An 18,972-nucleotide genomic window follows, 5' to 3' on the forward strand; every position below is an offset into this window, starting at 1 on the left:
TCGCGTTTGCCGGGATTTTAGCGTCATCGTTGACGACCATCGCCGGCAAGCCGGCTCCTACAGTGGACCGCGTTTGCCTTGGCCTTTGCTCCACACCACTCAAGCCGGCTGTCAGGCCGCTGTGCTCTTGCTTTTGATTTTGATCTGAAGCGCCCCGTCAAACACGCTGGCCGGAATTCGGCAGGGATTTGGGGGGTAAACCGGCAGGGATGCCGGTTTAGCCGCCCCGCGCCATGGATGGCGCGTGGCGGCGGCCCCCCAAATCACTGTCGGATTACGGGCACACCGAGCCTAGGCGAGGTGCCGAGTGTTGGGGCAAGAGCGTTTTGCTTACTTTTGCGCTTTATCAAAAGTGAGCCGCCGTAAGGGCGGAACCAATATCAGCCGTTACCTAAATAACGGATATACACCCGGTAAACCAAACCAATCCCCCTCCCCAAAGGTCCACATCCTCCAAGCACCTTCGAACCAGGAGATTCACCCCATGACCACCCCCAAAGCCCTACTCATCCTCCACGGCAAGCAAGCCCTCAACGAGGACGTCCGCGCCGCCGTGCAGGCCAGGCGAGAACAAGGCTGGGAGCTGGCAGTACGGGTCACCTGGGAAGGCGGCGACGCCCAACGCCTGGTCAACGAAGCCCTGGAAGGCAACTACACCCATATCATCGCCGGCGGCGGCGACGGCACCCTGCGCGACGTGGCCGAAGCCATGGCCCTGGCCAAGACCGACGCCAGCCTGGTGCTGATGCCCCTGGGCACCGCCAACGACTTCGCCAAAGCCGCCGGCGTACCCCTGGAACCCGCCCAGGCACTGGCGCTGCTCGACGTGCCGCCCACGGCAATCGACCTCGGCCAGGCCGGTGGGCAGATCTTCCTCAACATGGCCACGGGCGGCTTCGGCAGCCAGGTCACCGCCAACACCTCCGAAGACCTCAAGAAAGTCCTGGGCGGCGCCGCCTACCTGTTCACCGGCCTGACCCGCTTCAGCGAGTTAAAGGCGGCCTACGGTGAACTGGAAGGCCCGGGCTTTCATTGGAAGGGCGACCTGCTCGCGCTGGGCATTGGCAACGGTCGCCAGGCAGGCGGTGGGCACGTGCTGTGCCCGGGGGCACTGGCCGATGACGGCCTGCTGGACATCAGCATCCTGCCGGCGCCCCAGGAGGTGGTCGGCACGCTGCTCACCCTGATGACCGACGGCTGGGGCCTGGACAACCTGTTTGTGCGGGCGCGCCTGCCCTGGGTCGAGATCAAGGTGGCCGAAGGGTTGTACATCAACCTCGATGGCGAGCCGCTCAAAGGAGACGACCTGCGTTTCAGCGCCTTGCCCAAGGCCTTGCGCGTGCACCTGCCGGTGGGGTCGCCCCTAATCGTCCAGGCTGATGATCTGCTCGCGAACGGCGAATAACACCAAACCCGCCACATCGAATATCTGCAAGCGCTTCATGATCTGCGAGCGGTGCGCCTCCACGGTCTTGATGCTCAGGCCCAGGCCGTGGGCGATCTCCCGGGTGGATTTGCCGCGCACGATCAGGCGCAGGATCTCCAACTGGCGAGCAGTGAGGTTGTGGCTGTGGGCGGCAGGGGAGGTCGGGCCCTGGCTACGTACCAGCGCCTGGTTGATCACCGTATGGGCGATGGCGGGGCTCAGGTAGCGTTCGTTGTTGCGCAGCGCCGCCAGGGCGTGTTCCAGCTCGTTGGCCGTGGTGTCCTTGAGCAGGTAGCCATGGGCACCGCATTCCAGCGCGCGCATGATCAGCTCGGGGTCGGTGTGCATCGACAGGATCAACACCTTGCTCTTGGGGTAGGCGGCCTTGAGTTGTTGCAAGGCGTCCAGGCCACCGGTGTGCTTCATCGACAGGTCCAGCAGCACAATATCAGGCTGCAGGGCGCTGAATTTTTCCAGCAATTGCGCGCCATCGCTGGCTTCGCCGATCACCGTATAGCCATGAATATCCTGGACCAGCGCACGTACGCCGGCCCTGATCAATGCGTGGTCATCCACCAGGAGTAATTTGCAGGTCACTCGAGAACCTTAGGGGAACTGGCCCGTTCGAGGGCGCGGGGCGCCCAGGGGAAAAGCGCGTCGATCCGTGTCCCTTGGCCTGGCTGGCTGCTGACGGTCAATGAGCCGCCAAGCTGATCGATCCGCTCTGACATGCCGGCCATGCCCCGTTGGCCTTCCAGGCCGGGGTTGATGGCGGGCGAAAAGCCCTGGCCGTCATCGCAGATACTCAGCGACAGGCCTTCGGGCAGGCGTTGCAGGCGCACCAACAGATTGCGCGCCTGGGCGTGGCGTAGCATGTTGGTCACCGCTTCCTGTGTGATGCGAAAGGCCGCGACGGCCATTTCTTCCGGGAGGCCGGTCAGCCGTTGCTGGCATTCCAGGCTCCAGTGAATCGAGGTGTTTTCCAGGGTCTTGAGCAGGTGCGCGCGCAGGCTCGCCTCCAACCCCAGGCTGGCCAGCTGCCGTGGGTTGAGGATGGCGGACACGTCGCGCACCTTGGCCAGGGTTTCATTGAGGGTGTTGCACAACACGCTGCATTGGCTTTGCAGGTCTTCCGGCAGGCGACGCTTGAGCCATTCGCTTTGCAGCTTGGCGGCGGTCAGCAACTGGCCGATGTCGTCATGCAATTCGCGGCTGAGACGATGGCGCTCGTTTTCCTGGACTTGCAGCAGGCGATCGGCGAGTTCCTGCGGCTGGAATTTGATCGACTTGCGCGAGCTCCATTGTTGCAGGCCCACCACGATCAAGGTCGCCGCGTTGAGCAGCAGGATCAACAACGGCAGTGGGGCTGAGCGAGCGTAGGCCCACAGGCTGACCAGCAGCGAACACAAACACAGGGCCAGGACCATACGGCGTGCATTGCTGCGGGACACGGACCTTGCGATGAGTGACTTGAGGCTGGTGTACATAGCGGATGAAGCCAATGAAGGTTCGCTGCGGGAAGACCGGTCACGGCGGCTGACAGGGCTCAGTGTGGAATGCGGTGCCGAATCGTTTTTATACATGATGAAGTTGAGTCACTTCGAGCGGGGCATAGTACCACCACTATTACCGTTGGTCGCCTGGCGCCTCACTTGGCAGCCTTATTAACCACGCAAACACCCTGGGCGGTAATCCCAGAGTTCAAAGAGAGGGCAGTTGTATTAATAAAGTTGGTTTGTATCGTTGTTGGGGTGATGGCTAATTGATATGTCCTGCCCGCAATTACGTAGCCTGCGTTTAGGTTGACGGTCGTTTTTAGATAACTCGCCTATTAATTACGACTTGCTCGTCACGTAAGACGCGTGATGCATGCGCTGCTGCGGTTTATAACCAAAGTCTTTTTGTGGGATTTGCAAGGTCACGGTCGCAATCAGGGTTGTTTGCTCGGTTTCATCCAGCCCTAATTCTCCGGTGCGGATGTCGATCAACTCCAGTTGCCAGGCCAACAACCTCAAGCAGTCATGCAACGCATTAAGCGCCTGGTCATGCAACTGCATGGGGCTCGCGGCATTGGCAATCAGGTACTGAATATGGCGCGAGAACTCGCTGATCGCCTGCAATGCAAGGCCTTCGGCCTTTTCGGCCAGCTTGGCGAGGCTGGCTTTCATGCAGTCGATGGCGTCGCTGTCGTTGCGAATCAGATGCAAGTGGTTCAGGCACTCTTCCGACTTGGCCAGCAGCATTTCTGCCTCCAGCAGAAAATCGGGAAGTGCAGTTTGCCATTCGTTCGCGTTATTCATCATGCAAGTCTCCGCAACATTAGGTCCGGTGATGAGATGCCGCATCGGGTGAATGGCTTAAAACTACCGCTGAAATATGACTGAAATCTGTAGCCCGCTTCTGGATTTCCAGTAGGACGCTTATTTGAATGATCACGAAAGCCGTGCGCGGCCCTCATTATCAGGGGCGATTGCACAACTTCAGTTGCCGACACGTGAATGTCTGGAAGACCCGTGGGCCGAGGGCTTGGGATGGCAAACAAAAGCCTGACTCCATTCATGCAATGAGAATGGCGTCACATTAATGGCTATTAGATATCGCGAATATCAGGTTGGGCCTGATTGTGTATAGGGGAATCCCTTACAAGGCGGAACCTCGCGTCGATTTCAATGTCGCGCGACGTCTCTGTAATGCCGTCTGGAGAGGCCGTTGCAGTAAAGCATGATGTCAGTGTGACATCAATGAATTTACGTGGCATTTTACCGGGGTCAAGGTCTGGCGGTTGCCGCCGATAACAAACCTTAATGAGCAGCACAATCTCTCAGCGCAAACCCACGCGCCCATCAGGAGTTTTTAATGGCCGGCATTCTCGACACGGTAGACCAACGCACGCAACTGGTGGGTGAGAATCGCCTGGAGATTCTCATGTTCCGCCTGGCCGGGCGGCAGTTGTTCGCGATCAACGTGTTCAAAGTGCAGGAAGTGCTGCAACTGCCCAAGCTGACCCTGATGCCCCAGCGCCACCCATTCGTGTGTGGCGTGGTCAACCTGCGTGGCCAGACCTTGCCGGTGATCGACCTGTCCCAGGCCATCGGCATGCGCCCGCTGGTACCTGGCCCGAACAGCACCATCATCGTTACTGAATACAACCGCTCCGTGCAGGCGTTCCTGGTGGGTGGCGTCGACCGCATCGTCAACATGAACTGGGAAGCCATCCTGCCGCCGCCGACCAGCGCCGGCCGCCAGCATTACCTCACAGCCATCAGCAAGGTCGATGACCAGTTGGTGGAAATCATCGACGTGGAAAAAGTTCTCGCCGAGATTGTGCCGTACAACGCCAAGGTCTCCCGCGAAAAGCTCGAAGACCCGGTGCTCGAACGCGCCCGGGGCCGCGAAGTGCTGCTGGTGGACGACTCCAACGTGGCGCTGTCGCAACTGCGCGACACCCTTGGTCAGTTGGGCGTGAAGATGCACATCGCCAGCGATGGCCTCAAGGCGCTGAACATGCTCAAGGCCTGGGCCGACAGTGGCCAGGTCATGACCGACAAGTTGCTGATGATCTTCACCGACGCCGAAATGCCCGAGATGGACGGCTACCGCCTCACCACCGAGATACGCAACGACCCGCGCTTGCGTGGGCTCTACGTGGTGTTGCACACCTCGCTGTCGGGCAGCTTCAACGACTCGATGGTGAAGAAGGTCGGCTGCGACAACTTCCTGTCCAAGTTCCAGCCGGACAAACTGGTGGACGTGGTGCGCCAACGCCTGATGCTCGACCACGCCCCTGCCTGACGGCCCGCACGGTAACTTGTAGTGAGCGGGCTTGCCCCGCGCGGTGTCGTGTCAGGCGGCCCAGCGTTAACTGGCACGCCGCAGCGCGGGGCAAGCCCGCTCACTACAAAGACGGGCGTGTTTGGGATAGGGTGGCGGTTTATTCTTGCAGGAAAGCAGGCTCATGCTTCGTCTCAGCGCGTTGTACCGTTACCCCTTGAAGTCCGGCAAGGCCGAAACCTTGCAGCAGATCGGCCTGGATAAACTGGGGTTGGACGGTGACCGACGCTGGATGCTGGTGGATGAAGCCAGCGGGCGTTTCCTGACCCAACGTGCCGTGGCCAAGATGAGCCAGTTGTCTGCCCTGTGGAACAGCAGCGGCGGCCTCACCCTCAGCACCCCGGGCCTGGCCTCGCTGGACGTGGCATTGCCCGGCAGTGAGGCCGAGTTGCGCGGTGTGACCATCTGGCGTGACACCCTGCGTGTACCGGACGCCGGTGATGAAGCCGCCGCCTGGGTCAGCGATTTCATCGGCAAACCCACGCGCCTGGTGCAGGTGCCTTTGGAACGCGCGCGCACGACCGAGGCCGGTTATGGCAAGGATGACGACCAGGTCGGGTTTGCCGATGGCTTTCCCCTGTTGCTGATCGGCCAGGCGTCGCTGGATGATCTTTCCCAGCGCATCGGCCGCCCCATGGAAATGCTGCGCTTTCGCCCCAACCTGGTGATCGAGGGCAGCGAGGCCTTTGCCGAAGACACCTGGAAACGCGTGCGCATCGGCGACGTGGAGTTTCGCGTGGTCAAGTCCTGCTCGCGCTGCATCCTCACCACCATCGACCCGGCCAGTGGCGAACGCAGTGCCGACCGCGAGCCCTTGGCCACGCTCAAGACTTATCGCGAACAGGACGGCGATGTGATGTTCGGCCAGAACCTGGTCAACGACGGCATCGGCCAATTGGCCGTAGGCATGTCGGTGACGATCCTGGAATAAAAAATGCCCGTCTCGCGAGAGACGGGCATTTTTTTGACGGCCCGAAAAGCTTAGCCGCGGTATTCGCACAGGTAAGCGGTGTCGACGGCGACCTTCAGTTGGAACTTGCTGTTGGCCGGTACGTTGAACTGGCTGCCGGCGGCGAAGGTTTCCCAGTCGGCGGCGTCTGGCAGCTTGACGGTCAGGGCGCCGGAAACCACGTGCATGATTTCACGCTGGGCGGTGCCGAACTCGTATTCACCCGGGGCCATCACGCCGATGGTCGCCGGACCTTCTGCGGTGCCGAAAGCGATCGACTTGACGGTGCCGTCGAAGTACTCGTTGACTTTGAACATGGGCGAATCCTCGGAAAATGGGTTAAGGCTTCCCGCTCCCCGTAGGAGCCGGCTTGCCGGCGATGGCGTCCGCGCGGGCGACGCAAGGCTTGAAGGCCTCATCGCCGGCAAGCCGGCTCCTACGGGTGAGCAGTATTTCGGAAAAGGGCGGCCAGTATGCCCAAGCCAGCGGAGGCTGCCTAGACCGGCAAAATCAACGGCAGCAGGCGTGCGGTGTTGCGCGCGTCTTCCAGCGCCCGGTGTTGCTGGCCATGGAACTGCATGCCCGCCAGTTGCAACGCGCCGTTGAGCCCCAGCGGCTTGTCCAGGCGCCGGGCCTTGGCAAAGCGCTGCTTGAGGTTCACGTGGGGCGTATGGGCCAGCGCACTGGCCAGGCCGTGGCGTTGCCATTCCAGCTCCAGCTGCGCACGGTCGTAGTCGCCCCAACTGGCCCAGCCTTCCAGGCGTGTCTGGTGCTGGCCCAGCCAGCGTTCGAACAACGGCCACACCTCGGTGATCGGCGCTGCAGCGTCGATGTTGGCCTGGGTGATGTGGGTCAGTTGGCGGCAGAAGGGCGTCAGCAATGGACGGCGCAGCGGCCGCACAAAGCGCTGGAAGTGATCCAGCTCGCGGCCCTGGCGGTTCACCAGGCTCGCGCCGATCTCGATGACTTCCATCTCCGTCACGGGCCAGCCGCCTTCATCCGTTGTGGCTTCAAGGTCAATAATCAGCCAATGAGGCATCGCGCAGGTTCCCGTACTCATCCCTTCCTGATGGGGATAGAGCGTAGCCCGGCCGCGTAGTTCCGCCCAGGCCTTATTCGATCTCCAGCAACACCTGGCGATTGCGCACCTGGTCGCCGGCGGTTACTTGCAGCGTCTTGACCACGCCATCGAGCCCGGCGACCAGCGGGTGCTCCATTTTCATGGCCTCAAGCACCAACAGCAGTTGGCCTTTGCTCACCCGCTCGCCGCTGCTCACGCGAACATCGACGATCGCACCGTCCATCGGCGCCTTGACCGTGCCGCTGCGGGCATCGGCCTGGCGGCTGGCAACGTGTTGGGTGCGATTGATCACCGTAAGGCCGGGCAGCCACAGGTGGTTGCCGTCAAGGTGGTAGGCGATACGTCGGCGGATGCCGTTGAGCACCAGAATGGCGTAGCGGCCATCGGCAGTGAGTGGCAGCGGCTCGGCGGTGACGGTGTGGAGCTCGCCGTTGGCTTCCAGGCGGTAGGTACAAGGGGCGCCAACGTTGTTGCGCCATCCCGCCAGGCTTTGGGAATGCTGGCTGGCGCTGTGCTGGAAAAACAGCGCGGCGGCCAGGGCCAGTTGTTCTGCTGTCGCTTTCGGCTGGGCGATGTCACTGAAGTGCTCGGCGATAAAGCCGGTGTTGAATTGACCGTCGATAAAGTCCGGATGCTTGAGCAGCTCCGCCAGCAGCCGCTGGTTCGTGGTCACCCCCAGCAGCAGCGTGTCTTCTACCGCCCGCAGCAGTTTGCGCCTCGCCTCTTCGCGGGTGCGGCCGTGGGCGATGATCTTGCCGAGCATGGCGTCGTAGAACGGACTGATGCATTGGCCCTGGCTGACACCATGATCGATGCGGGCACCTGGGGCCGGCTCCCAGCGCAACACCTCACCGGTTTGCGGCAGGAAACCCTGGGCCGGGTCTTCGGCGTACAGGCGCACTTCCATGGCGTGACCGCTCAGGGTCACCTCCTGCTGGGTCAGTGGCAACGCTTGGCCGGCAGCAATCTGCAGCTGCCAGTCCACCAGGTCGAGGCCGGTGATCAGCTCGGTGACCGGGTGCTCCACCTGCAGGCGGGTGTTCATTTCCAGGAAGTAGAACTGGCCGTTGCGGTCGAGCATGAACTCCACGGTGCCGGCGCCGACATAGTTCACCGCGCGCCCGGCCTTGAGGGCGGCTTCACCCATGGCGTGGCGCAGCTGCGCAGTCATCACAGGGCAGGGCGCTTCCTCGATGACCTTTTGATGGCGACGCTGGATCGAGCAATCGCGCTCGCCAAGGTGGATCAGGTTGCCATGGCTGTCGCCGAACACTTGGATTTCCACATGGCGCGGCTCGATCAACGCCTGTTCGAGGATCAGCTCGTCGCTGCCAAACGCATTCCTGGCTTCGGAACGCGCCGTGTGCAGGTTGTCCAGCAGGGCCTCGGCGCTGTGCACCAGGCGCATGCCACGCCCGCCGCCGCCGGCGCTGGCCTTGATCATCAGCGGGTAGCCGATGCGTTCGGCCTCGTGTTGCAACGTGGCGTCGTCCTGGGCGCTGCCTTGGTAGCCGGCGATGCAGGGCACCCCGGCGTCGAGCATGGCGAGCTTGGACAGGCGCTTGCTGCCCATCAGTTCGATGGCTTCGGCGCTGGGGCCGATAAAGGTCAGGCCGGCGTGCTGGCAGACGCGGGCGAATTCGGGGTTTTCCGAGAGGAAGCCGTAGCCCGGGTGGAGGGCGTCGGCGCCGGTGAGTGTGGCGGCGTTGAGGATGGCCTGAATGTTGAGGTAAGACTGTTGCACCGGGGCGGGGCCGATGCACACGGCTTCGTCGGCCATCTGCACGTGCGGGGCCTGGGCGTCGGCGTCGCTGTAGACGGCAACGGTGCGGTAGCCCAGGGCATGGGCCGTGCGCTGGATGCGGCAGGCGATTTCGCCGCGGTTGGCGATGAGGATTTTGCTGAATGCGGGCATGGGGTTATCCCTTGGCTGGTGGGGTGTCGGGTTGGGCCTCATCGCCGGCAAGCCGGCTCCTACAGTTTGAATGTGTGAACACCTTCCTCTGTAGGAGCCGGCTTGCCGGCGATGGCGTCATCTGCACCACCTCGGCTTCCTTTTCTGCACAAACGCCTGTGTCCCCTCTATCCCTTCCTCACTCCTTACGGACTCGGCAAACCACTGCGCCCCGCGATCCAGCACAGCCTCCAGCGGTTCCTCCACGCTGGCCAGCAACAAGGCTTTGGTCCGCGCATTCGCCCCCGGCGCACACTTGAGCACCTGACCCAATACCTCATCCAGCCGCTCCGCCAACGCCTGTGGATCGCGCTCGGTAAAGTGCACGACACCCAGTCGCTCAGCCTCCACCCCATCAAACCGCGCCGCCGTCAGCGCCAGCCGGCGCGCCTGGGTCAAACCAATTCTCTTCACCACAAACGGTGCAATCTGCGCTGGCAGCAGGCCGAGGCTGGTCTCCGGCAAGCCGAACTGCGCCTGGTGGTCGGCAAGCGCAATATCACTCACACAGGCCAAGCCAAAACCACCCCCCAGCACCGCGCCTTGCAGCACCACTATCAGCACCTGCGGCACGGCTTCGGCCTCTTGCAGCAAGGTGCCGAACGCGCGGTTCAGTGCTTCCAGTTGATTGCCCGCAGTGACCAGGTCTTTCACATCCGCCCCGGCACAGAAATGCCCGCCGGCGCCGCTGATCACCACCGCCCGGGTCTCAGCGTCTAGGTGCGCCAGTACGCTGCGCAGCTCGTTGACCATCTCCAGGCTCATCGCATTGCGGCATTCGGGGCGGTTGAGGGTGATGTGCAGCACGCCGTTGTGAGGTTCGAGCAGCAGGGTGTTCATGATTTTTTCCCGGGCAGGGTGCCCATCAGTTTGCAGATGATGCCCAGCATGATCTCGTCGGCCCCGCCGCCAATCGACACCAAACGTACATCGCGATACGCCCGTGCCACCGGGTTGTCCCACATGAAGCCCATGCCGCCCCAGTATTGCAGGCAGCTGTCGCTGACTTCGCGGCCCAGGCGCCCGGCCTTGAGCTTGGCCATGGAGGCCAGGCGGGTCACGTCCTGGCCCTTGATGTATTGCTCGGTGGCCTGGTAGACCAGTGCGCGCAGGCATTCGATTTCAGTGGCCAGTTCAGCCAGGCGAAAGTGGATGACCTGGTTGTCGATCAGCGCCTTGCCGAAGGTCTGGCGTTCCTTGCAGTACTCAATGGTGCTGTCGATGCAGTACTCCAGGCCCTTGATCATGTTGGCCGCGCCAAACAGGCGTTCTTCCTGGAACTGCAGCATCTGCATCATGAAGCCTGCGCCTTCGTGGCCGATGCGGTTGCGCTGCGGCACGCGCACGTCGTCGAAGAACACCTGGGCGGTCTCGGAGCTGTGCATGCCGAGCTTTTCCAGGGGCGGGCTGACGCTGATGCCAGGGGTGTTCATCGGCACCATGATCAAGGATTTATTGATGTGCGGCTTGTCGTCGGAGGTGTTGGCCAGCAGGCAGATAAAGTCGGCACTGGGGGAGTTGGTGATCCACATCTTGCTGCCGTTGATCACGTAGTCGTCGCCGTCTTTGCGCGCATGGGTCTTCAACCCGGCCACGTCGGAACCGGCACCGGTTTCCGACACGCCGATGCAACCCACCTGCTCGCCGCTGATGGCCGGGCGCAGGAACTCGTCGCGCAGTTCATCGGAGCCGAAGCGGGCGAGGGCGGGGGTGCACATGTCTGTCTGCACGCCGATGGACATGGGGATGCCGCCGCAGCGCACCGTGCCGAATTCTTCGGCGGCGACGATCGAATAGCTGTAGTCCAGGCCCATGCCGCCGAATTGCTCCGGCTTGGAAATGCCCAGCAGGCCGAGTTCGCCGGCCTTGCGGAAGATGTCGTGGATGGGAAAGCGCCCGGCTTTTTCCCACTCGTCCACGTAGGGGTTGATCTCGCGGTCGACGAAGGCGCGCACGGTACGGCGCAGTTCCTGGTGTTCCTGGGTAAAGATCATTTTTATTGTTCTCCTAAAAACGCGCTACACCGAAGGTATTGGCGTGCAACTCACGCACCTCGGCCTCATGGCAGGTATCCAGCAAAAAGCCGAGCAAGGTGCGGGTGTCCCGAGGGTCAATCAGCCCGTCATCCCACAGGTTCGCGCTGCCGTACAGCGCGGTGGACTGGCTGTCGAGCTTCTGCGCGGTGACCTGCTCCAGCATGTCCAGCACCTTGGGGTCGGGCACCAGGCCGTCTTTCAACTGCTTGGCCTCGGTGACGATGCGCAGCACCTTGCCCGCCTGCGCGCCACCCATCACCGCCGTGCGGCTGTTGGGCCAGGCGAAGATGAAGCGCGGGTCCAGGCCACGGCCGCACATCGCGTAGTTGCCGGCGCCGTAGGAGCCGCCGACCACCACCGTGAGTTTAGGCACCCGGGCGTTGGCCACCGCCTGGATCATCTTGGCGCCATGCTTGATCACGCCTTGTTGTTCCGATTCGGTGCCCACCATGAAACCGGTGGTGTTGTGCAGGAACAGCAGCGGCGTGCGGCTCTGGTCGCACAGCTGGATAAACTGCGCGGCCTTGCTCGCGCCTTTCGGCGTGATGGGGCCGTTGTTGCCGATCACACCCACGGCGCGGCCCTGGATATGCAGGTGGCCGCAGACGGTGTGGGCGTCGAACTCGCCCTTGAATTCGAGAAACTGCGAGCCGTCGGCCAGGCGTGCGAGGATTTCGCGCACGTCGTAGGGTTTTTTCGGGTCGTCCGGGACCAGGCCCAGCAGCTCATCGATGGGGTACAAAGGCGCTGCGTAGGTCTTTTTTTGCGTCACAGGCAGGCGATCATTCCAGGGCAACAGGCCCACGATCTCCCGGGCGATACGCACGCCGTCCGCGTCGTTTTCCGCCAGGTATTCGGCGGTGCCGGCGATTTGCGCGTGCATCTCGGCGCCGCCCAGTGCCTCATCCGTTGCCACTTCGCCGGTCGCGGCCTTGAGCAGCGGCGGCCCGGCGAGAAACAGCTTGGCCTTGCCGCGCACCACCACCACGTAATCCGACAGCCCCGGCTGGTAGGCACCGCCCGCCGTGGCCGAGCCGTGCACCACGGTGATCTGCGGCAGGCCCATGGCCGACATGCGCGCCTGGTTGGCAAAGCTGCGTGCGCCTTCGACAAAAATCTCGGCGGCGTAGTTGAGGTTGGCGCCGCCGCTTTCGGCGAGGGTCACTACCGGCAGTTGGTTTTCCATGGCGATCTGTTGCAGGCGCAGGGACTTTTTCAAGCCGGTGGGAGAAATGGTGCCGCCCTTGATCGCGCTGTTGTTGGCCACCACCAGCATGCGCACGCCGCTGACGTAGCCGATGCCGGCGATCAACCCGCCACCGGCGGCGCTGCCATCCTTGTCGTCGTGGAGCTTGTAGCCGGCCAGGCCCGCCAGTTCCAGGAAGGGCGCACCGGGGTCGAGCAGCAGGTTCAGGCGCTCGCGGGGCAACAGTTGGCCGCGCTTGTCGAACTTGGGCTTGGCCTCATCGGCCTTGGCCAGCAGGTTTTGTTCCAGCTGGCGCAGGTGGGCGAGGGCGGCGAGCATGGCTTCGCGGTTTTGGGCGAACTGGGCGCTGTGGCTGTCGATCAGGGATTCAATCACCGGCATGCTTTAGTGCTCCGCCTTGAGTACATCCGGCAGGTAAGCGCGGTGGAAGCCATTGAACGGCTCGCTCGGCGGCTGCGCCTTGTGCAGCGGCCAGGCGCGGTTGCCCAGGCTGGCGGCGCCGTCGATGCGCAGGGTGCTGCCACTGATGAAGGCAGCGGCGGGGCTGAGCAGGAACACGATGGCCGCGCTGACTTCCGACTCGGTGCCGATACGCTTGAGCGGCACGTGCTCACGTAATGTCGGGATCACCGCCTTGAACGCCCCTTCGTAGGTGTCCATACCGCTGGAGGCAATCCAGCCCGGCGCCACGGCGTTGACGCGCACGCCGGCATAACCCCATTCGAAGGCCGCCGTCTTGGTGAAATTGTCCATGCCCGAACGCGCCGCGCCCGAGTGGCCCATGCCCGGCATGCCGCCCCACATGTCGGCGAGCATGTTGACGATGGCGCCGCCGTGTTTGCTCATCGACTGGTTGAACACTTCCCGCGCCATCAGGAAGCCGCCCACCAGGTTGGTGCGCAGCACGGTTTCAAACCCCTTCTGGTTGATCGAGGCGAGTGGCGACGGGTATTGGCCACCTGCGTTATTCACCAGGCCGTGGATCGGGCCATGCTCGCGCAGCACCTGGCTGACCAGCGCCTTCACGGCCTCTTCATCGCGAATGTCGCATGCCAGCCAATGGGCCGTGCCGCCGTCTTCGCTGATTTCGGCGGCCACCTTCTGCAGTTTTTCCGGCTTGCGCCCCACCAGTATCACCGTGGCGCCGAGTGCCGCCAGTTCATGGGCGGTACAGCGGCCAATGCCACTGCCGCCCCCCGTGACTATCACGGTTTGCCCCTGGAACAGGTCGGCTTTGAAGATCGAGTCGAAGGCCACGGTGACGGTCCTTTAGCAGAGTTGATCGGCGATGTGTTGCGGCACGGCGATGGGGATTTCCAGCAACTGCTGGGCGAAGGCCTTGCCTTGGGGGTCGATGCGCAGGCTGGCGATACCGCCGCCGCCCAAGGCGTTTTCCAGCAGGAAGTTGAGGCTGTGGCTGCCGGGCAAATACCAGCGTTCGACGCGGCCCTGCACAGGGTCGAGTACGTGGCCCATCCAGTCGACGATCACCTCCGGGGTCAGCGCCTCGGCGATCCACGGCAGGTAGTCGGGATGCCTAGCGATCACGCCGATGTTGCTGTGGTTGCCCTTGTCGCCGGAGCGCGCCACGGCCAGTTTCACCAGCGGTACGCTGGCGTCGGCCGCGCCTTGGGGTTTGGGTGGATCGATCGGCGCGGCGAGCGGGGCGAGGGCGGCGCCGGCAGGCAATACGCAAACGTGGCGCGCCCCCTGGAACTCGACCACGGGCTCGCAGCGGTTTTTTTCGATCAGGAAGGAAAACAGCCGAATCAGCGGGTACACCGTGGGCCGCCCGCCGACGATGCCCGTCAGCCCCGGCGCCATGCCGGTGGCCGCCTGGGCGATCTCGCGGGCGAACAGCACCAGCGCCTGTTTGTTCGGGTGACGCACCGCCAGTTTCACCACCACCTCGCGGCAGTCGTGGCGCAGGGCGTGGGCGCCGTAGGTGGCTTCACTGCCGAGCAGTTCGATATTCACTTCGGTGTAGGGCGCCCAGCCGCGCTGGCTGAACAGCTCCGAGGTCTTGTTGATGATCGCCTGGCTGACGCGCTCGGCCTTGGCCACGGCGTCGATCCCCGCCAGCAGGCAACTGGCGGTGCAGCGAAACCCGTCGGGGTAAGTGGCGCTGACCTTGTAGTGAGCGGTGGGCGGCGAGCCCTTGGCGCCATGCACGCGCACGCAATCGAGGCCGTGTTGCTGCAATTGGACCTGGCTGAAATCGCAGATCACGTCGGGCAGCAAATAGGCGCGCGGGTCGCCGATTTCATACAGCAGCTGTTCGGCCACGCTCAGCTCGCTGATCAGGCCGCCCGTGCCGTCGGCTTTGTTCACCGTGAACGTCCCGTCGGCGCTGACCTCGACGATGGGAAACCCGATGTGCTCGTAGTCCGGTACGTCACGCCAATCGGTGAAATTGCCGCCCGTGCACTGGGCGCCGCATTCGATGATGTGCCCGGCCAGCGCGGCGTGGGCGAGGCGGTCGTAGTCCTGCCAGGACCAGTTGAACTCATGCACCAGCGCTGCGCTGACCACGGCGCTGTCCACCACGCGGCCGGTGATCACGATGTCGGCGCCCAGTTCAAGCGCCTTAGCAATGCCGGGGGCGCCGAGGTAGGCGTTGGCCGAGACGCACATCGGCGGCAACGGCGCGCCGTTGAACATGTCGTGGATGCCGTGCAGGTGCTTGAGTTGGGAGTGCAGGTCGTCGCCCAGCAGCACGGCGATTTTCAGCGGCACTTGCGCCTTGTCGCAGGCGGCCTGGAGGGCGGCGGCGCATGCCTGGGGGTTGATGCCGCCCGCGTTGCTGATGACGCGGATGCCCTGGCGCTGGATATCGGCCAGCAGCGGTGTGAGCACCTCGACAAAATCCGTGGCGTAGCCGGCCTGGGGATCTTTCATCCGGGCGCCGGCGAGGATCGACATCGTGACTTCCGCCAGATAGTCGAACACCAGGTAATCCAGCGCGCCGCCGTGTACCAATTGGGCGGCGGCGGTGCAGGTGTCACCCCAGAACGCGCTGGCGCAGCCGATACGAACCGTCTTGCTCATGAGAAGTCCTTCTCCAGAGGGCTGGCGTCGAGACTACCAAGCAAGCGCTTGGTTTGTAAACTCTCGACACAAGTTTTGACCCAAGCGCTTGCTTGGTTGGCGACCACGGCCTAAATTGCCGCCCAAGACGTCAGAAGCAGTGAAGGAGAGAGACATGGATGAGCACAAAGCCCTGCGGGTGATGCGCACCATGGTCGACGAAGGCCGTTTGACCGACCCTGACAGTGCGCGGGGCAAGTTGCTGCAAACCGCAGCCCACTTGTTTCGCAACAAGGGCTTTGAGCGCACCACGGTGCGCGACCTGGCCAGTGCGGTGGGCATTCAGTCCGGCAGCATCTTTCATCACTTCAAGAGCAAGGACGAGATCTTGCGGGCGGTGATGGAAGAAACCATCCACTACAACACCGCGATGATGCGTGCCTCGCTGGAAGAGGCGAAAGATGTGCGCGAGCGCGTGCTGGCGCTGATTCGCTGCGAATTGCAGTCGATCATGGGCGGCAGCGGCGAGGCCATGGCGGTGCTGGTGTACGAGTGGCGTTCGTTGTCGGCCGAGGGCCAGGCGCAGGTGCTGGCGCTGCGTGATGTGTATGAAGAGCTCTGGCTGCAGGTGCTGGGCGAAGCCAAGGCGGCGGGTTATATCAAGGGAGATGTGTTTATCACGCGGCGTTTCCTGACCGGCGCCTTGTCCTGGACCACCACCTGGTTCCGCGCCCAAGGCAGCCTGACGCTTGAGGAGTTGGCCGAAGAAGCCCTGTTGATGGTTCTGAAAGCCGACTGACGCGCAAGCTATTAATTTGGCGGTGGAAAGTTGTCTCGCCCGACAAAAACGCCTAGCTTATCGCCATCAATGTGTTGAACGGTGTGTGCCTCGATGTTTTCGCCATGGCGGCTGGCTGCAGGACTAACTCTATGGGCACTGGGTACCGCGTGGTGGATGCCGGCTTCGGCTGCACAATTGGTAAGGATTGGGGCGGCGCATTTTCCACCGTACACCGTACGCCCTGAGCAAGGCGCCGACACCGGTTTGTTGCCGCAACTGGTGGAAGCCCTGAACGCCTTGCAGACCGACTACCAGTTTGTGCTGGTGCCCACTTCCATCCCGCGCCGCTTTCGTGATTTCGAGCAGGGCCGGGTCGACATGGCCATCTTCGAAAACCCCGACTGGGGCTGGAAAGCGATTCCCCACACCAACGTCGACATGGGCCTGGAAGATGCCGAAATCTTCGTCGCCCAGCGCGAGCCCAATCGTGATCAAAGCTACTTCGCCGACCTGACCGGCAAGCGCCTGGCGGTGTTCAGCGGTTATCACTACGCCTTCGCCAACTTCAACCCCGACCCCAAGTACATGGCCGAGCACTTCAACGCCACGTTGACCTATTCCCATGACAGCAATTTGCTGATGGTGGCGCGCGGGCGAGCCGATATCGCGTTGGTCACGCGTTCGTACCTGAGTGATTTCATGGTGCGCAACGCGGACATGGCCGGGCAGTTCCTGGTGTCCGAGCGTATCGACCAGGTGTATCACCACTACGCGTTATTGCGGCCGAAGGCGCCGATCTCGGGGGAAGCGTTTTCCGCGTTGCTCAAGCGTTTGCGGGACAACGGACAGATGCTGAAGATTTTCGAGCCGTATCGCATCGATGTGATGGCGACGCCCTGACAGAAACAACCCCTTCCAAACTGTAGGAGCCGGCTTGCCGGCGATCGCGGTGTATCAGCGACATCTGTGCAACTGACCCACCGCTATCGCCGGCAAGCCGGCTCCTACAGGTTCCTGTGGTGTCTCAGACCCGGCGCGCAAACGTATCGCTATGGCTGCCCGACACCTTGCGGCAGTGCACCAGCGCATCGCGGATCATGAAGTTGACCAACGTCGGCGAGACGCCCAGTTCCTTGGCGATGTCCTTTTGCGGCACGCCGTGCAGGCGGTACATCTCGAACGCGTAGCGGGTGCGCTGGGGCAGCTCCGTCAGGGCGTCGGCGATGTTTTCCAGGGTGTTGAAATTGATGTGGGAGGTTTCCGGTGAAGCGCCGTGAATGACCACATTCAAGCCTTCCTCTTCCGTCCCGGAGTATTTGAGCTCCAGGGCTTGCTTGCGGTAGTGATCGATCGCCAGGTTGCGCACGATCTGGAACAGATAACTCAATTGGGCCTTGAACGATGAGGTGATCGTCGGCGCCGATTGCAGCCGGAAGTAGGCGTCCTGCACTACGTCTTCGGCACGGGAGCGGCACCCGGTAATGCGTGCCGCGATCTTCACCAGAATCAGTCGATTGTCGACGAATGCCTGAAGAAGCGGTGAGTCGCACCTGCCTGTGGTTACTTGTTCCGTCATGGAAATCACCTTGTCGCAAAAGAGGTTAGGGGAGGGCGTCCTTGCTGAGGCCTCCTACACATCGGGCAACAAATTATGCTTAATGATAATGATTGTCAAATGAGAAGGCGAACTAATCTTATGCTTTCTTGTTCGGTGTGAACCACGTCTCACGCACCCCCGGCGACTAATTATTTGCCGGTGCCGTCCGTTCTTCTGGGTGACAGGTCCGTTAGCAAAACGGCCAAGGATCCGTACCCGCAGGAGAACGAAATGGGTTTTTATCGTGCATACAGCGTGTTTCAGTTTGGAGTCGTCACGCGATGACCACGCCGACTCGACTGCGCCTGTTCTGCCTGCCCTATTCGGGTGCCAGCGCCATGGTGTACGCACGCTGGCGCCGAGCCCTGCCTGACTGGTTGCAAGTGTGCCCGCTGGAATTGCCCGGCCGTGGCATGCGCATGGATGAGCCCTTGCAGCGCGATATCAAGGCTTTGGCCGCGCAGCTCGCCGATGAAATCAGCCGCGACCTGGACGGCCCTTACGCGTTATTCGGCCACAGCCTCGGTGGCCTGCTGGCGTTCGAATTGGCGCACGCGCTGAACGCACGCAACGTTCCCGCGCCACTGGCCTTGTTTGCGTCCGGCACTGCGGGCCCCGCGCGTCGCGACGTCAGCGAATACGCCATTGAAAAAACCGACGAACAACTGATTGCCCGCCTGCGCGAACTGCAAGGCACCGCCGAAGAAGCCCTGGCCAACCCCGAACTGATGCAGTTGATGCTGCCGATCCTGCGCGCCGATTTCCTGCTGTGCGGCAGCTTCACCTATGGCGAGCGTTCGCCGCTGGGCATGCCGATCCATGTGTTCGGCGGCAAGCAAGACAGCGTGCGCGCCGACCAGTTGCTCGACTGGCAAATCGACGCCGCCAGTGGTTTCTCCCTCGACCTGTTCGACGGTCACCACTTCTTCCTCGTGCAGCACGAAAGCGCCGTGCTGCGTTGCCTACGCCGTTATGCCGACGAACACCTGGCCCGCTGGCGCAATGGCGCGGCGCGGCAACGTGTGGCCGGCTGAACACCCCCGAATTCCCGATTTTCCCGTAAGCCGATTTCAGGCAGGAACC

The 18,972-nt window shown here is 62.6% G+C and carries 18 protein-coding genes; 6 read left to right on the forward strand and 12 right to left on the reverse strand.

Features of this window, described 5'->3' with window-relative positions:
• Nucleotides 1-484 precede the first annotated feature (484 nt).
• Nucleotides 485-1,405, forward strand: a complete 921-nt coding sequence (gene yegS, locus AC07OV_RS24700; RefSeq protein WP_176998024.1) for a lipid kinase YegS — start codon at nucleotides 485-487, stop codon at nucleotides 1,403-1,405.
• Here the strand turns inward: yegS and AC07OV_RS24705 are convergent.
• The 3 genes from AC07OV_RS24705 to AC07OV_RS24715 form a co-directional block, all read right to left on the reverse strand.
• Nucleotides 1,364-2,023, reverse strand: coding sequence for a response regulator (locus AC07OV_RS24705; RefSeq protein WP_176998025.1), 660 nt, complete (start codon nucleotides 2,021-2,023; stop codon nucleotides 1,364-1,366). The two genes, yegS and AC07OV_RS24705, sit on opposite strands and share 42 nt — an antisense overlap.
• Nucleotides 2,020-2,913, reverse strand: coding sequence for a sensor histidine kinase (locus tag AC07OV_RS24710; RefSeq protein WP_176998114.1), 894 nt, complete (start codon nucleotides 2,911-2,913; stop codon nucleotides 2,020-2,022). The genes AC07OV_RS24705 and AC07OV_RS24710 overlap by 4 nt, the downstream gene beginning before the upstream one ends.
• Nucleotides 2,914-3,261: 348 nt before the next feature.
• Nucleotides 3,262-3,729 carry a hypothetical protein gene (locus AC07OV_RS24715; protein ID WP_495093158.1) on the reverse strand — a complete coding sequence of 156 codons (468 nt, stop codon included), beginning with the start codon at nucleotides 3,727-3,729 and terminating at the stop codon, nucleotides 3,262-3,264.
• Between the two features lie 553 nt (nucleotides 3,730-4,282).
• Here AC07OV_RS24715 and AC07OV_RS24720 point away from each other — a divergent pair.
• Nucleotides 4,283-5,218: a chemotaxis protein CheV gene (locus AC07OV_RS24720; RefSeq protein WP_176998027.1), complete on the forward strand. Its 936-nt coding sequence runs from the start codon at nucleotides 4,283-4,285 to the stop codon at nucleotides 5,216-5,218.
• Nucleotides 5,219-5,381: 163 nt separating this feature from the next.
• Nucleotides 5,382-6,188, forward strand: coding sequence for an MOSC domain-containing protein (locus tag AC07OV_RS24725; RefSeq protein WP_495093159.1), 807 nt, complete (start codon nucleotides 5,382-5,384; stop codon nucleotides 6,186-6,188).
• 50 nt (nucleotides 6,189-6,238) lie between these two features.
• Here AC07OV_RS24725 and ppnP read toward each other — a convergent pair whose 3' ends face one another.
• The 8 genes from ppnP to AC07OV_RS24765 all read right to left on the reverse strand — a co-directional run bounded on the left by ppnP (nucleotide 6,239) and on the right by AC07OV_RS24765 (nucleotide 15,532).
• On the reverse strand, nucleotides 6,239-6,523 hold the full coding sequence (gene ppnP / locus AC07OV_RS24730; RefSeq protein ID WP_176998029.1) for a pyrimidine/purine nucleoside phosphorylase: 285 nt from the start codon (nucleotides 6,521-6,523) through the stop codon (nucleotides 6,239-6,241).
• 179 nt (nucleotides 6,524-6,702) lie between these two features.
• Nucleotides 6,703-7,245, reverse strand: coding sequence for a 3'-5' exonuclease (locus AC07OV_RS24735; protein ID WP_495093160.1), 543 nt, complete (start codon nucleotides 7,243-7,245; stop codon nucleotides 6,703-6,705).
• A 73-nt stretch (nucleotides 7,246-7,318) separates the two neighbouring features.
• Nucleotides 7,319-9,202, reverse strand: coding sequence for an acetyl/propionyl/methylcrotonyl-CoA carboxylase subunit alpha (locus AC07OV_RS24740; RefSeq protein ID WP_495093161.1), 1,884 nt, complete (start codon nucleotides 9,200-9,202; stop codon nucleotides 7,319-7,321).
• Nucleotides 9,203-9,319: 117 nt separating this feature from the next.
• Nucleotides 9,320-10,081, reverse strand: a complete 762-nt coding sequence (locus AC07OV_RS24745; protein WP_495093162.1) for an enoyl-CoA hydratase/isomerase family protein — start codon at nucleotides 10,079-10,081, stop codon at nucleotides 9,320-9,322.
• Nucleotides 10,078-11,235: a citronellyl-CoA dehydrogenase gene (gene atuD / locus AC07OV_RS24750; protein WP_495093163.1), complete on the reverse strand. Its 1,158-nt coding sequence runs from the start codon at nucleotides 11,233-11,235 to the stop codon at nucleotides 10,078-10,080. The genes AC07OV_RS24745 and atuD overlap by 4 nt, the downstream gene beginning before the upstream one ends.
• A gap of 13 nt (nucleotides 11,236-11,248) precedes the next feature.
• Nucleotides 11,249-12,865 (reverse strand): geranyl-CoA carboxylase subunit beta, encoded by a 1,617-nt coding sequence (gene atuC / locus AC07OV_RS24755; RefSeq protein ID WP_495093164.1) that lies wholly within the window; start codon nucleotides 12,863-12,865, stop codon nucleotides 11,249-11,251.
• 3 nt (nucleotides 12,866-12,868) lie between these two features.
• Nucleotides 12,869-13,741, reverse strand: coding sequence for an SDR family oxidoreductase (locus AC07OV_RS24760; protein WP_495093165.1), 873 nt, complete (start codon nucleotides 13,739-13,741; stop codon nucleotides 12,869-12,871).
• A gap of 12 nt (nucleotides 13,742-13,753) precedes the next feature.
• The gene (locus tag AC07OV_RS24765; RefSeq protein WP_495093166.1) at nucleotides 13,754-15,532 is read right to left on the reverse strand and encodes an acyclic terpene utilization AtuA family protein; all 1,779 of its coding nucleotides are present in this window, start codon (nucleotides 15,530-15,532) and stop codon (nucleotides 13,754-13,756) included.
• Between the two features lie 154 nt (nucleotides 15,533-15,686).
• On the opposite strand from AC07OV_RS24765, the gene AC07OV_RS24770 reads away from it, so the two are divergent.
• Both AC07OV_RS24770 and AC07OV_RS24775 read left to right on the forward strand, forming a co-directional pair.
• Nucleotides 15,687-16,310: a TetR/AcrR family transcriptional regulator gene (locus AC07OV_RS24770; protein ID WP_495093167.1), complete on the forward strand. Its 624-nt coding sequence runs from the start codon at nucleotides 15,687-15,689 to the stop codon at nucleotides 16,308-16,310.
• Between the two features lie 93 nt (nucleotides 16,311-16,403).
• On the forward strand, nucleotides 16,404-17,192 hold the full coding sequence (locus AC07OV_RS24775; protein WP_494999009.1) for a substrate-binding periplasmic protein: 789 nt from the start codon (nucleotides 16,404-16,406) through the stop codon (nucleotides 17,190-17,192).
• A 124-nt stretch (nucleotides 17,193-17,316) separates the two neighbouring features.
• On the opposite strand, the gene AC07OV_RS24780 is transcribed toward AC07OV_RS24775, so the two are convergent.
• Nucleotides 17,317-17,868: an RNA polymerase factor sigma-70 gene (locus tag AC07OV_RS24780; protein ID WP_176998039.1), complete on the reverse strand. Its 552-nt coding sequence runs from the start codon at nucleotides 17,866-17,868 to the stop codon at nucleotides 17,317-17,319.
• Between the two features lie 302 nt (nucleotides 17,869-18,170).
• Here AC07OV_RS24780 and AC07OV_RS24785 point away from each other — a divergent pair, with 302 nt between their 5' ends.
• Nucleotides 18,171-18,923, forward strand: a complete 753-nt coding sequence (locus AC07OV_RS24785) for a thioesterase II family protein (RefSeq protein WP_495093168.1) — start codon at nucleotides 18,171-18,173, stop codon at nucleotides 18,921-18,923.
• Nucleotides 18,924-18,972: the final 49 nt, after the last annotated feature.

The sequence above is a fragment of the Pseudomonas sp. GW821-FHT09A09 genome (assembly GCF_059418405.1).